At 37.5% G+C, this 14,734-nt stretch carries 13 protein-coding genes and 1 riboswitch; of the genes, 8 read left to right on the top strand and 5 right to left on the bottom strand.

The window, feature by feature from the left end; genetic code table 11:
• Positions 1-126: 126 nt before the first annotated feature.
• Both N7Z68_RS01585 and N7Z68_RS01580 read right to left on the bottom strand, forming a co-directional pair.
• Positions 127-1,644, bottom strand: coding sequence for an NCS2 family permease (locus N7Z68_RS01585; protein ID WP_275116697.1), 1,518 nt, complete (start codon positions 1,642-1,644; stop codon positions 127-129).
• Between the two features lie 15 nt (positions 1,645-1,659).
• Positions 1,660-2,250: a xanthine phosphoribosyltransferase gene (locus tag N7Z68_RS01580; RefSeq protein ID WP_275116919.1), complete on the bottom strand. Its 591-nt coding sequence runs from the start codon at positions 2,248-2,250 to the stop codon at positions 1,660-1,662.
• Positions 2,251-2,412: 162 nt separating this feature from the next.
• Positions 2,413-2,515: riboswitch (purine riboswitch) on the bottom strand.
• A 282-nt stretch (positions 2,516-2,797) separates the two neighbouring features.
• Here N7Z68_RS01580 and N7Z68_RS01575 point away from each other — a divergent pair.
• The 7 genes from N7Z68_RS01575 (at position 2,798) to trpB (ending at position 10,547) form a co-directional block, all read left to right on the top strand.
• Positions 2,798-3,310, top strand: coding sequence for a PTS sugar transporter subunit IIA (locus N7Z68_RS01575; RefSeq protein ID WP_275116696.1), 513 nt, complete (start codon positions 2,798-2,800; stop codon positions 3,308-3,310).
• A 157-nt stretch (positions 3,311-3,467) separates the two neighbouring features.
• Entirely contained in the window at positions 3,468-3,779 is a 312-nt protein-coding gene (locus tag N7Z68_RS01570) for a CC/Se motif family (seleno)protein (protein WP_275116695.1), read from the top strand.
• Positions 3,780-3,790: 11 nt separating this feature from the next.
• Positions 3,791-4,300: a DUF8052 family protein gene (locus N7Z68_RS01565; RefSeq protein WP_275116694.1), complete on the top strand. Its 510-nt coding sequence runs from the start codon at positions 3,791-3,793 to the stop codon at positions 4,298-4,300.
• 16 nt (positions 4,301-4,316) lie between these two features.
• Complete coding sequence (locus N7Z68_RS01560) at positions 4,317-5,918, top strand: carbon starvation CstA family protein (protein ID WP_275116693.1); 1,602 nt, start codon at positions 4,317-4,319, stop codon at positions 5,916-5,918.
• A gap of 190 nt (positions 5,919-6,108) precedes the next feature.
• Positions 6,109-7,296 (top strand): acetyl-CoA C-acetyltransferase, encoded by a 1,188-nt coding sequence (locus tag N7Z68_RS01555; RefSeq protein ID WP_275116692.1) that lies wholly within the window; start codon positions 6,109-6,111, stop codon positions 7,294-7,296.
• A gap of 341 nt (positions 7,297-7,637) precedes the next feature.
• Complete coding sequence (cimA, locus tag N7Z68_RS01550) at positions 7,638-9,266, top strand: citramalate synthase (protein ID WP_275116691.1); 1,629 nt, start codon at positions 7,638-7,640, stop codon at positions 9,264-9,266.
• Between the two features lie 105 nt (positions 9,267-9,371).
• Positions 9,372-10,547, top strand: coding sequence for a tryptophan synthase subunit beta (trpB, locus tag N7Z68_RS01545; RefSeq protein ID WP_275116918.1), 1,176 nt, complete (start codon positions 9,372-9,374; stop codon positions 10,545-10,547).
• Between the two features lie 104 nt (positions 10,548-10,651).
• Here trpB and N7Z68_RS01540 read toward each other — a convergent pair whose 3' ends face one another.
• Entirely contained in the window at positions 10,652-11,590 is a 939-nt protein-coding gene (locus N7Z68_RS01540; protein WP_275116690.1) for a TIGR03943 family putative permease subunit, read from the bottom strand.
• A gap of 21 nt (positions 11,591-11,611) precedes the next feature.
• Entirely contained in the window at positions 11,612-12,631 is a 1,020-nt protein-coding gene (locus N7Z68_RS01535) for a permease (protein ID WP_275116689.1), read from the bottom strand.
• A gap of 196 nt (positions 12,632-12,827) precedes the next feature.
• Here N7Z68_RS01535 and N7Z68_RS01530 point away from each other — a divergent pair, with 196 nt between their 5' ends.
• Positions 12,828-13,826, top strand: a complete 999-nt coding sequence (locus N7Z68_RS01530) for a CobW family GTP-binding protein (protein WP_275116688.1) — start codon at positions 12,828-12,830, stop codon at positions 13,824-13,826.
• A gap of 41 nt (positions 13,827-13,867) precedes the next feature.
• On the opposite strand, the gene uppP is transcribed toward N7Z68_RS01530, so the two are convergent.
• Positions 13,868-14,698: an undecaprenyl-diphosphatase UppP gene (gene uppP / locus N7Z68_RS01525; protein ID WP_275116687.1), complete on the bottom strand. Its 831-nt coding sequence runs from the start codon at positions 14,696-14,698 to the stop codon at positions 13,868-13,870.
• Between the last annotated feature and the right edge of the window lie 36 nt (positions 14,699-14,734).

Below are 14,734 nucleotides of genomic sequence, written 5' to 3'. Positions count from 1 at the left end.
ATCAGAGATAGTACGTCACACGTAGCCTATATGTTATGTTAATTTATTATATAACTTTTGTATAACTTTTGTACATTATAAAGGCCAAAAAAGAGATAGGTTTTTTAACCTATCTCTCTAACATTATTATGCGGCTTGTTTTTCTTTCTCAGGTTGACTTTGAATAGTTGACTTTGAAACTTTGAAATGGCAATAAATAAAGAACAAAGCAATGGCAATATAGCCAATCGTGAAATCTTGAGCGGCATTAATGGTTATAGATGGAGCATGCATTAATCCAACAAACGAGAATAATGCTGCAACGAAAGCAAAGATCGTTGCTTTGATATAATGGCGGTCGATAATAAATACAGTGATAGCACCTAAGATAATTCCAGTGAACATTGCACCTTGTCCGAGTGGTACAATTCCTTGAGAGAGATTAGCGACAACCTCACCAGCTGCATTGTTAAAACGTGTCATAACGTAATTGGCAAGGTACGGTAACATAGCAACCGCAACTGCTGGGTAGTACTTTGAAGCATTGGACTGATAAGCTGTTGCTATCATTGATACACCGACAAATACAAGAATAGGAGCAATCGCTGAAACCGGAATTATAGACGAAATGGCTGCAATTAATCCGAACATCGCAGCAAAGAAAAACACAACTGCATTCAAGATACTATAGCCGCGGCCAGCGCCCATCCACTTTGATCCTACTGTCGCGATATAAACGGTTGTTGGAAAAGGTCCGCCAAAGATAGCCCCAAGCATCGTTCCAGCTCCATCGACAGCTTGACATTCGCGCACATCGTAACTGTCACCGGCAGCACTCATCGCATCAACATTATTCATTGTTTCAATCGCATTATAAATCGTAATTGGTAAAATAACTGCAAGAAGCCCAATGAAAGTTGTAAATAATAATCCGATTCCTTCAAATGGTGCTAATGTTGGCAAAATTGGATAAAAACCGATATTTGCCAAGCCTTCACTAATTTTACTTGTGTCTGAATATCCAAGTGTAAAGGCTAGAACTGTACCAATAATAATGGCGAATAAAGATGAAGGGATATTAAACGGCATGGCAAGCTTACCGATAATACCTACAAGAATAATAGCTAAAACAACTAGTCCGACAACTGGCATTTGGAACGTTCTAAATAACATCTCACCAGCGATAAATGTTAATGCCACCCCAGCAAGTGCTCCGAGCATTGCGGGACGAGGAATGTTATTACGAATCCAGTTTCCAGAAAAACTAATCATGACTTCAAGTAAGCCACTAAGAAATGCAGCAGCTAAAGCAATTTTCCAAGCAAGTTCAGGGTCACCAGTTATCGCATTAGTCGGCAGTAAAATACCGAAAAGGAATACGGCCATTACCGGTGTACTAATTCCATACGATAAAGCAGTTACATCTGTTCTTCCTTCTTTTTGTGCTAGTCGATTTGCTAAAAATGCATAGTATAAGTTACCGAAAACAACTGCAACAGCTGCACCTGGAATAACTTTTCCAAACACGATACTTGCTGGAAAACCTGCTGCAAGCAATGTAATAGTAATGAGTACAAAGTTGGCTAAGTTGTTTTGGAAGAGTGAAAAGAATGCATCTGTATCTTCTTTTTTATACCAAGGATAGTTGACTGATTTTGTAGACATTGTACTTTCTCCCTTTTATACGAGTACCGTTTCATCAACGAAACGAACTTCATTGTTTTTTAATGACTCAATTCTAGCTAAGGACTCCACTTTGTACCCTGCATCTAATAAAACTTGTCGTCCAGGTTGGAAGGATTTTTCAATTACAATACCAATGCCTGAAACGGTTCCCCCTGCTTGTTCAACAATTTGAGCAAGTCCAAGCGCAGCTTGGCCGTTTGCTAGGAAATCATCAATGATTAGCACACGATCGCTTTCTGTAATGAAATCTTTTGACACCGTAATGGTATTCGTTTCTTGCTTCGTGAACGAGTAAACATCAGCCGTATAGACATTGTCATTCATCGTCAATGATTTCTTCTTCCTTGCAAATACGAGTTCAACTCCAAGCTCAAGTGCCGTTGTAAATGCTGGAGCAATACCTGAAGATTCAATCGTTAAAACTTTTGTATTAGGATCTTCGCTATGAAACCTCTTAACAAATTCTTTACCCATTTCTAAAGATAAAATAGGGTTAATTTGATGGTTTAGAAAAGAGTCTACTTTTAAGACCCCATCTGATAATACGATTCCTTTACTTAATATTTCTTCTTTAAGCAATTTCATTTGATGATCCTCCTCAATACGTAGCTGTAACTGAAAATAAATAAAAAACCCGAACGGCAGTTCACTAGACTTCGAGTGAATACTGACATTCGGGTTTTGATTTCCGTAACAAAGCAAACCAGTTTTATAAAAAACAAAATAATTAAATGGCAGGTTACGCTTTGATGTCATATGTTCACTCGTAGTCGAATTGTTTACGGCAATTCGGTAGAAACTTTTGGGCCATATTCCCAATAATTATACGAGTTATTTTTTTGATCTGTTGATGAAGTGATTATAGCACAATCATTTTTCTTATGTAAGATCATTTTATTAATTTAACGAACTTTTTTTGATGTTTTTTCAATTTCATTCGTGTTTTAGTTATTTTCTGTAAAAGAAACGTTTAAATTGTTTGGTAATTATGAAAATTTAATATATAGTTCGCTGTTTTATTTCTATAAATTAGGGAACATTACAAAATATTAGAACTAGAGTAGTAATGCTTTGACAAAAATCATAATTACGATTACTCTTTAGTTGTATATACAAGTCGAGGTGATTAAATATGTTAAAAAAACTATTTGGATTAGACAAGAAAAAAGAAATACCAACTGAAGAAGTGTTACATTCTCCTATGAATGGCACATATGTAAAAGTTGAAGACGTGCCAGATCCGACATTTGCACAAAAGATGATTGGCGACGGTTTTGCCGTTGAACCTAGTAATGGGGAAGTTGTATCACCTGTTGAAGGGGAGATCATCCAGGTTTTTCCTACAAAACATGCAATCGGTATCCGTTCACTAAGCGGTGCAGAGGTACTTATTCATATCGGAATTGAAACTGTTAATATGAAAGGTGAGGGATTTGAAGTCTTCGTAAAAGAAGGAGATAAAGTACAAGTTGGCACAAAATTAGTTGAGTTTTCTCTTGATTTAATAAAAGAAAAAGCAGCTAGTACCATTACTCCAATTGTTATAACGAATGCTGATCAAGTACAATCACTGAAGCTAGAGCCAGTGAGCGAAGTGGTTGCCGGAAAGACTCCTATTGCCACTTTCTTAATGAAAGCAGAATAAACCCCATTTGATAAAAGACTGACTCAATCAATGTGAGGTGCTGTAACGACAAGCACCAAATTCATATTTGAGTTAGTCTTTTTATTTGCGTACTATTTTTAGAAAACTTTAATAATTATGACTTGGTCATAATATGTATAGGAATAAAAAGGGAGGGATGATGATTGGAAATGCAAATTTAAAATTTAATTTTAGTGAAAAAGCGCTCGATTGGGTGAAAAAAGAAGGTAACGTTTTGACTGTTGACCTATTTGAAAGCGCCACCAAATGTTGTGTAGGAAGTGTTCAAGAGCTGCAGGTCCGTTTGAAAGAGCCGTCAAATCCTGCTCGGTACTCTTTTTACCATCACGATGGAATTCATATATTTATAGAAAAAAGTTTAGTTTTTAAAAATAATCAAATCGATTTTCAACTATCTAAAATTCCTTTTTTTAAGGGGATTACCGTTTCAGGGTTAAAACGGTTTTAGGAGGAGAGCCTTTGAGTGTAACGATTTCCAAAAGTTATCTTGATCAGTTAATAGAGAAATATAGTCGTCATTTTAATGTTTATCGAAATAAAAAGCTCGGTTGCATTCCACTTTCGTTTTATGCGGAGTACAAAAGGCGCGATGAAAAGTATTTCATGTCCAAGTCGATTCCAATTTGGGGGGTGGATAATCAGCAATATGTATTTGTGTGGGAGAAAGAAACAAAGGTGACAAAGGAAGATGTTCAAACGTTTGCGACAGAGTTATTAACGAATAGTAAATCGTATGTTCCTTCTCATAGTGAACATATGTCTTCTATTCTTGTTGGCGTTATTATAACGAACCAGCCTTTAGAAAAAGAAGTTATTAAGGAGGTGAAAAAACAACGGAAACTTAAGTTTCTTAAACTAGGTATGAATGGATGGATCGAATGTTATGTAGGTCTCGTGCAGGTAGAACAGAGAGAAGTGTATGTCCATAGGAAAGGGAGAGAGTACATGCAGCACTTTATAGTCGACTAAAGGGGGAAAATAAGACATGAATTTACTTACACTGTTATTAATATCTGGTCTTATTCTGCTTATTGCTTATTTTACGTATGGTAGATTTCTAGAGAGACAAATGAAAGTAGACCCGAATCGAAAAACACCGGCGAATGAATTGTATGACGGTGTGGATTATGTTCCAGCGAAAAAACCGGTTTTACTTGGGCACCATTTTGCTACGATCGCGGGTGGTGGACCTATAGTGGGACCCATTACTGCTGCCTTCTTTGGTTGGTTACCTGCTGTACTTTGGATCCTTATAGGAAGTATTTTTATTGGTGGTGTTCATGACTATACATCGTTACAAGCTTCCGTTCGTCACAAGGCTAAATCGATCGGAGAAATTATACGTGAATATATTGGAAAACGAGGCCAAGTTTTATTTTTGATCTTTTCGATCGCCACATTAATATTAATTGTTGGTGTGTTTATTATACTTGTTGCTAATACGTTTGTAGCCGTACCACAAGCTGCTACAGCCTCTGTACTATTTGTCGGTGTTGCACTCGTATTTGGTTTTATTATTAACCAAATTCGTTTAAGTTTACCGGTTGCGAGTATTTTAGGTGTCGCTGCCATGTTAATTAGTGTGTGGGTAGGTATTTCCTTTCCGCTCGAATTAAGTGCGGTAACCTGGTCGTTTATTCTATTAATCTATGCTTATATCGCATCTATTCTCCCTGTATGGGTATTGCTCCAACCTCGTGATTATTTAAACGCTTTCCTATTATATGGAATGATTGCAGGGGCAACACTTGGGATTATTCTTGCAGCTCCTGCGATACAACTTCCAGCTTATACTGGTTTTAACCATGAAACGTTAGGTTTCTTATTCCCAATTCTATTTATTACCATCGCTTGTGGCGCCATCTCAGGGTTTCACTCGCTCGTCTCCTCAGGAACGACAGCAAAACAGTTAGATAATGAGAAGAACGGTAAGTTTATCGCTTATGGGTCAATGTTATTAGAAGCCTTTTTAGCAATTATCGCAATCGGTGCTGTTGCTTATTTAACACAAGCGGATTTTGCTGCTAGAATGACGGAGCTAGGAGGGCCAATCGGTACATTTGCAGCTGGTATTGGTTACTTTATGTCACATTGGGGGATCGACATCACAGTAGCTACGACATTTACAGCGCTAACGGCTTCCGCATTTTTATTAACGACATTAGACTCTGCAACACGTCTAATGCGATATGCTATTCAAGAATTAGGTGAAGAACATATTCCAGCGGTGAAAAATAACCATGTCGCTACGATTGCAGGATTAATCGGTGCAGGTGCTTTAGCGTTGTCTGGAACATGGGAAAGAGTATGGCCGTTATTCGGGTCAGCAAACCAAATGCTCGGAGCATTAGCGTTGTTGGCTGTATCCGTATGGTTAATAAAAATTGGTGCAAAAGCCTATTACGTCGTCATCCCAATGTTCTTTATGTTTGTTGTCACTGTTTCAGCACTCGGTGTGCTTATGTACAATAACTTTATATCTCAGAATTGGCTCCTGTTCGGTTCAGGCTTAGTTTTATTTATATTATGTATCTTCCTCGGAATAGAAGGCTGGCGTTCAATTGGTAAGCGAACGAAGACATCTTAGTTAATATTTCAGGCTCCTTTTTTAAAAAAAAGGAGCCTGAATATTGAGATAACACTATACATATGTTTCTACAATTGTGTATACTTAATGGGGAACATACTGAGCGTACGCTCAATCAGAAGCAACTACTAAATACTTAAGGATATTTTTAATTAAAAAGATGTAAAGAACGGAAGGGAGAGCGATCATAATGAATAATCAAGAAGTGGTGATTGTAAGCGCTGTCAGAACGCCGATTGGAAGTTTTGGAGGTAGTTTAAAAAGTGTTAAGGCAACGAAGCTAGGTGCAACTGTTATTAAGGCTGCTTTAGAACGAGCGGGAGTTGCTGCAGACCAAGTAGACGAGGTTATTATGGGGAATGTCCTTCAAGCCGGTTTAGGACAAAATCCAGCAAGACAAGCAGCGATTGAGGCTGGCTTACCGCAACACACGCCTTCAATGACGATTAATAAAGTGTGTGGATCAGGTCTAAAAGCCGTTCATTTAGCAACACAAGCGATTTTATCTGGGGATGCAGATGTAGTGGTTGCCGGCGGTATGGAAAATATGAGCCAGGCTCCTTACTTATCAATGGGAGCAAGAGACGGTTTTAGAATGGGTGACCAAAAGTTAATTGATAGCATGGTACACGACGGCTTAACATGTGCTTTCAATGATTATCATATGGGTGTTACAGCAGAGAATTTATGTGATAAATACGAATTAACTCGTGAAGAGCAAGATGAGTTTGCAGCTTGGAGTCAAGAAAAGGCGTCTAAAGCTGTTGCTGATGGTAAATTCAAGGATGAAATCGTTTCTGTTGAAATTCCTCAACGCAAAGGCGATCCAATTGTATTTGATACAGATGAGTATGTAAAAGCTGGTACAACGGCTGAAAAGCTAGGAAAACTTCGCCCTGCTTTTAAAAAGGAAGGAAGTGTTACAGCTGGTAATGCATCCGGTTTAAATGATGGAGCTGCAGCTGTAGTCGTGATGAGCCGTAAAAAAGCCGAAGAACTTGGTGTAACTCCACTAGTGGTTATTCGCGGAAACGCAAGTGCAGCTGTTGATCCAAGTATTATGGGTATTGGTCCAGTGCCTGCAACGAAAAAAGCATTAGAAAAAGCCGGTCTTACTTTATCTGATCTAAACTTAATCGAAGCAAATGAAGCTTTTGCAGCGCAAGCATTAGCTGTAGGTCGTGATTTGGAATTCTCTAAAGAAATTCTAAATGTAAATGGTGGTGCGATTGCTTTAGGACATCCAATTGGGGCAAGTGGGGCTCGTATTCTAGTATCCCTGCTTCATGAATTAAATCGTCGCGACGGAAAATACGGACTTGCTACATTATGTATCGGCGGCGGTCAAGGTGTAGCAACGGTCGTTGAAAAAGCATAATAATTCACTTAAATAAAATAGGTTAAAAGCGTAATAGACTTGTGTTCTATTGCGCTTTTACTATTTGAAAGTCGTAATTTGAAAAGAAGCACATTCTTTTACTAGCAATTAGCTTTGCAACCCGAAAATAGGTAATGCCACCCTGAATGTATCTAATACTTTTTAGAGATAATATTGCATATTCATAAGAGTAAAGGAATAATAAAAACTAACTGAAAATTTTGAACGTTACATAGTCTTTTGCACGTTGATGTGTTATACTTTAATGCAATAATCTGATAATTTAAATTTTGATTTGAGATTTTAGTAGAGAGTAATGCTAGGAGAGTGGGGAGTATAAAATGAGCAGCCAAAATGTGTTCCTATATGACACAACACTTAGAGATGGCACACAAGGTGAGGGAGTAAGTCTTTCTGTCGATGACAAATTAAAGATTGCTAAGAAGCTAGATGAATTGGGGTTACACTACATAGAAGGTGGTTGGCCTGGTAGTAATCCAAAGGACATGAATTTCTTTAAAAAAGTGAAGGATCTTGAGTTAAAGAATGCTAAGGTTACGGCGTTTGGAAGCACACGTCGTATGGGGGTTACGGCCGATCAAGATCAAAACTTGCAACGCATCTTAGAAAGTGGTGTACGTTCTGTCGCAATCTTTGGAAAGACATGGGATTTTCAAGTGACTCATGCGTTACAAACGACACTAGAAGAGAATTTAGATATGATTTACGATTCAGTAAAGTTTTTAAAAGAGAATGGGTTAGAAGTGATTTTTGATGCAGAGCATTTTTTTGATGGATATAAGAGGAATGCTGACTACGCTATTCAAGCGATAAAAAAGGCAGAAGCAGCTGGTGCTGACTGTGTAGCCCTTTGTGATACGAATGGAGGCTCTCTTCCTCATGAAGTGATGGAAATTGTCCAACATGTCGTACAGGAGCTATCGATCCAAGTCGGCATCCATTGTCATAATGATGGAGAAGTAGCCGTTGCAAATACGATCGCTGCAGTTCAAGCGGGGGCGACTCATGTACAAGGTACAATTAATGGCTACGGAGAACGGTGTGGAAATGTAAACCTTATTTCTGTTATTCCTAATTTACAGCTAAAAATGGGTTATTCCTGTATTGAACCGCATCAGTTGGTGAACCTCACATCGGTCTCGAAGTATGTCCATGAAATTGCCAACCAGATTCCGCCGAGTAACCAGCCTTTTGTCGGGAAAAGTGCATTTGCTCATAAAGGTGGCATGCATGTTAGCGCTGTATTAAAGCATCCTGAAACGTATGAACACATTGAACCCGAAGCTATTGGAAATAAAAGAAGAGTACTAGTTTCTGAACTATCAGGGCAAAGTAATGTACTTTTTAAAGCGAAAGAATGGAATTTAGATTTAGATAAGAATAATCCAGCAACTAAGCAAATTATTGAACAAATTAAAGAGCTAGAGCTTAATGGGTATCAGTATGAAGCAGCTGAAGCTTCTTTTGAGTTAGTTGTTAAAAAAGGACTCGGTGAACATTTAGAGTTTTTTAAACTTGATCATTTTAAAATATTTATCGAAAACAATGCAGATCAATCATTTACAACGGAAGCAGTTGTTAAATTAGTTGTAAACGACCAAGAAGTGCTAACTGCTGCAGAAGGAAACGGTCCTGTAAACGCACTCGACCATGCCTTAAGAAAAGCACTTGAACAATTTTATCCTTGTATTAATAAAATGTACTTATCAGACTATAAAGTTCGTGTCTTAGATGAAACAGATGCTACAGCATCTCGGGTACGTGTTCTTATTGAGTCTTCAGACGGTACTGAGAAATGGAGCACAATTGGTGTCTCGGGTAATATCATTAAAGCGAGTTGGTATGCCTTAGTAGATAGTGTTCATTATTTCTTATTGAAACAAGAGGATCAATTAGAAGTAGTCCATCAGCCTAAAACAGAATCTACCATTGGTGTGAGTAACCATTAATCATTGCTACTACTATATAAAGCTGATAAAATATAAATTATCATAATATTATGTTATTGTGATTACTTTAGAATTAAAGGAGAGTTTAGAATGAGTAAAGCAGAGATGAGTACAGTTGAGAAGAATGAAAAAGGGTATTTTGGGGAGTTTGGCGGAAGTTTCGTACCACCACAATTAAACGCAGTGTTAGAGCGTTTAGATGAAAACTTTAATAAGTATAAAGAAGATCCTGAATTTGTCGAGGAATACTTGTACTATTTAAAAGAATATGTCGGCAGAGAAAATCCATTAACTCTAGCTGAAAGGTTAACTGAAAAATGTGGCGGTGCAAAAATTTATTTAAAACGAGAAGATTTAAACCATACAGGTGCCCATAAAATTAACAATGTAATCGGGCAAATTTTATTAGCAAAAAAAATGGGTGCTCACAGAATTATCGCTGAAACTGGGGCTGGACAGCATGGTGTAGCTACTGCTACAGCATGTGCAATGCTCGGCATGGAGTGTATCATTTACATGGGGGCTGAAGACACTCGTCGCCAGGAGTTAAATGTATTTCGTATGGAACTTTTAGGAGCAACAGTTGTTCCTGTTCATAAAGGTCAAGGGCGATTGAAAGATGCTGTTGATGAAGCATTAAATGACCTTGTCGAAAACTACGAGAACACGTTTTACCTTCTTGGATCTGCCGTTGGGCCACATCCATTTCCGACAATGGTTCATCATTTTCAGTCGATCATTAGTAAAGAGTCGAAACGCCAGATTCTTGAAAAGGAAGGAAAATTACCAAACGTCGTCGTCGCGTGTGTCGGTGGAGGAAGTAATGCTATTGGTGCATTTTCCGAATACTTGCCTGAAGAAAATGTAAGGCTTGTTGGAGTTGAGCCTGAAGAAGCGGCAACTCTTACAAAGGGTACGCCTGGTGTCATCCATGGTTTCAAATGCCTTTGTTTACAGGATGAAGAAGGAAACCCGTTACCTACCCATTCGATTTCAGCTGGTTTAGACTATCCTGGAATTGGACCAGAGCATAGTTATCTAAAGGTAACTGAGCGCGCTGAGTATTATTCTGTTTCTAAAAAAGAAGTATTAGATGCCTTTCAAACATTAGCTCGAACAGAGGGGATTATCCCTGCTCTAGAGAGTGCACATGCTGTTGCTTATGCAATAAAAGAAGCAGGCCAGTTAAGCAAAGAGGATATCATTATCGTTAACATTTCAGGTCGTGGTGACAAAGATGTTAATGAAGTAAGGCGCTTGTTACAAGAAGGAAATGAATAAGAATAAATAAGAGGCTGACAATTCTGTCAGCCTTTTATTTTTAGCGAAGTATAAAATTCAAAGATGTCTAGCTTTAGGTGAACGGGCGCTTGCACTTTTCTTTGTTATCTAAAACTTGGGAACACATAAGGCTGTTCCGGTTCATCAATAACTGTAATCTCTCTTAAGTGTATAAGTGGAATTTGGTAGCCATTGTAGTCAGTTTTATCAAGAACACCAGCAACATGAACCCACGTATCGTTTTCATATTCTGTTGCTAAGTCTGACTCTACTAACGTGCCGTATACTGCCGCATCCGCAACACAACACGTCATGGCAAATCGAGCTACGACCAATTGATTATCTTCAAATTCGGGTTCACGGTAAACAAATCCAGTAATGACAAGTTCTCTACCGATAAATTGATCCATGTGTAAATCTAAGACCGTCATAATATCTAAATAATTATCATCAGTCACAATAATTCGTTGTTGGTCTTTCATTTCTTCAGCTAGTTCTTGATAATATTGGTTAAAACCTTCTTCAGTATAAAAGTCTTCAACTGAAAAATGCTCTTCCGTTTCACCCAAACTATCAAAATAACCATCAGGATTTTCCAGAAATGCTTCAGCTCTCGAAGTACTGCCCGTTATTTCATTTGGGTCGGTTGGTTTTGTTAATATCCCGCTTCCATATTGGACACCGCGGTTGGCAGCAACTGAACTATCTAGAACTTTATCCGGTAGAACAAATCCCATCACAATAGGGGCAACGAAGATTGAGTATATTCCAATTTTCAATAGTGGCGAGCCTGTCATCGAATGATCTTCGCCGCAATCACAATCAATCTCTTGATCATTCTTCCTCGTACTTCTTATGATTTGTACTACACCTAAAATGATAAAAACAACTAATGCAAAATACATAAAGGGCATCATTTTAGGGGCGATATAGTAGCGAATGTTTCCTGATAAAATAAACGCAAGCATGAGTAGCGAAAAACCTAGAAGGATAATCCCTCGAATATAGCTATGAAAACTAAGGTCAGTATTTTCTCTATTCATCTTATCCCTCCTATTAATCTATTATAATACAAATAGTTGAAGTGATAGAACTGAAATAAATACAACAGCTGTAACAACGATCATAAAACTAATGACAAATTTCACTCGGAAGAAGGCAAACAGCATAATTGTGTTTTTCAAATCTAACATCGGTCCATAAACAAGAAAGGCAATAATCGATCCAGTTGTGAATGTATTGCCGAAAGACGCGGCAACAAAGGCATCTGCTTCTGAACATAGAGAAAGAATGAACGCAAAAGCCATCATAACACCTGTTGATGACCACTCGTTACTACCGATTGCTAGTAATATATTGCGATCTAACAGTGTTTGGAATAAAGCGGCGATAAAAGCACCTGCGATTAAATATTTCCCCATTAAGAAAAATTCATCGGCAGCATGGTAAAAGGTTTGTTTGATTCGATTAGGTTTTTTAGCCGTTTCGACTGGAAGCACGACTCTCCCCGTCAACTCTTCTTTTGTCCACTTTAATTGGTCTTTGTTTTTAAAGATTACGTACATAATCGCACCGATAATAATCGCTAGCACAAAGGCTAGTCCCATTCTAGCATATAGAACAGTTAAATCGGTACGGAAAGCGTAGAAAGTTGATGCAGCAACAACTGGATTTAGAATTGGTGCAGCAACTAAAAACACAACACCGACATGAAGTGGCATTCCTTTTTTAATAAGACGACGAACAACTGGTATAATTGCGCATTCACAAATCGGAAAGATCGCTCCTAATACAGCAGCTGGTAGTAACGCCATATAAGCGTTTTTTGGTAAGTATCTTTGCAGTGTATCTTCTGAAACATAAATTTGAATGAGCGCAGAAACAAACACCCCAAGCAAAATAAAAGGAACAGCCTCAATGACAATTCCAAGGAAAATTGTATTTACATTAAGCATAACATCAGATACAGGAAATGTTCCTTCTTTAAAACGTTCAATGTTAAAGAACAGAAAAAGGAAGAAAACAAGTAATATAACTCCGAATAAATCTTTCATCAAGGATGAAATTGAGGTTTTTAAGTTCATAGTTCTCTCCTAAATAGGTAGATTTCTAGCTAAATAGTATTTTAACATAGATGATTTAGGTTTCGTAGTAGCAGAATAATTTGTCAAGAAAATGAAATGAAACGCACAAATAGTAATGATTCTTATTTGTGAAAATACTCTATTTATTGTATGCTTGATTTGATAGATTATGTTTGCAAAGGTGGTTCAAAAAACAATGGCTAAATCCATTCCAGTATACTTAATCACTGGTTTCTTAGGAAGTGGAAAAACAACAGTTCTTCAAAAAGCAGTTCAGGCAGCAAAAAATAAAGGTCTTAATCCCGCCCTTATTTTAAATGAATTAGGAGAAGTGAATGTCGAAGAAGGATTGTTCGACAAAGAGCGAATGGTTGAGATGCTTAATGGGTGTATTTGTTGTACGATTTCAGCAGATATGACGAGAGAACTTGCAGTGTTTTTAGAAGTGAATGAAGATATTGATATTCTTTTTATTGAAGGAACAGGAGTAGCCGATCCATCAGAAATTATTGAAGCACTCACACATCCTTCTTTAATCGATAAAGTTCAATTAGTTTCTACTGTTGGAATGGTGGATGGAAGTAAGTTTCTTGAATATCAAAGTATTTTTTCAAGTTCAAAAGAGATTAGAGACATTTTAAAAAAGCAAATTAATTCGTCTTCGTTAGTCGTTTTAAATAAAATTGATTTAATTAAAGAGAAAGAATTAACAAAGGTTAGAAAGAAAATTGGCGATTTAGTAGATAAGCGAGCTGATTTTATTGAGACAACACATGGTGAGATTAGTACGGATGTTTTATTAAAGGAAAGAGTATTAAATAGAGCGTATTCCATTGCGCCTTGTGATGAAAGTTGTGGTTGTGAGAAACAGGATCACCACCACCATGACCACGGCCACGACCATCACCACCATCATCACCATATGTTTGAAGCAATTACACTACGGGACATACCATCTGTTGACCGCATTAGTTTTGAGCGATGGCTTCAGAGTATGCCAAAAATTGTGAGAAGTAAAGGTATTATTCAATTAACAGAAACACCACAAATGTTTCAGTATCAATATGCTTCAGGTCAGCTTATGTTAAATCGCAGTAATGATCAATTAGTTGCGAAGCCTTGTATCATTCTTATTGGTAGCGAATTGAATGGAGAAGAGATCAGGAATAGTTTTCAGCAGTTAATTCAAATATAGAGCAAAAAGACTGACACAGGGGTGTCAGTCTTTTTAGTATTTTAAATATCCATAATTGTATCTGGATTAATAAATAGTGCCACTAGAATTGCAACAACAAAACAGTATATCGCAAAATAGAACAGCTTACTTTTCTTTAAGAACTCGATGAGCCAAACAATTCCTAGCCATGAAAAAATAAATGTTGAAATGAAAGAAACGATAAGTGCCGGTGCACCAATTGAACTAAACATTCCTGAACCGAGTTCGTCTATAGCTAAAACAGAAGAACCAAGAATAACTGGGATTACTAGTAAGAACGAGTATCGTACTGCAGTGTCTCGACTTAACCCTACTAATAGAGCAGCAATTAAAGTTGCTCCAGATCTTGAAATACCAGGAAGAACAGCGAGTGTTTGCCCTAAACCTACGATGATCGAATCTTTAAAAGTCATATCTTTTTCGGTCCGAGAGCCGTACTTGTGAAATCTTTCAATAAAAATAAGTGCAAGTCCAGTCACAGTTAAAGCAGCTGCGATGAAGTATGGTGTTTTCATCGTTTCGCCCACTACGTCTTTTAATACGAGCCCAAGTCCCCCTGTAATTCCTGTTGCAACGATGATATAAATTCCAAAATAGAAATGTACTTTGTTTTCTTTAGAACGGTCAACAAAAAATTTAAAAAAACCGGTAACAACATCAACAATATCTCTTCTAAAATAGATCATCACTGCTAAAATAGAAGCTAAATGTAAGTAAATTTCAAAGGCTAAGCCTGGGAAAGTATATCCGAATATCATTTGTGTAATAACGATATGAGCCGTACTTGATACCGGTAGAAATTCAGTGATCCCTTGGACGAGACCAAAAATAAAAGCTTCGATGATAGACATAAAAAGCCCCTTTCTTTAAATAAGCACAATATAAAA

Source organism: Alkalihalobacterium chitinilyticum, assembly GCF_029028005.1.
GTDB lineage: Bacteria > Bacillota > Bacilli > Bacillales > Bacillaceae_F > Alkalihalobacterium > Alkalihalobacterium chitinilyticum.
The sequence above is the reverse complement of the archived record's forward strand: the minus strand, read 5'-3'. Positions and strand labels throughout refer to the sequence as shown.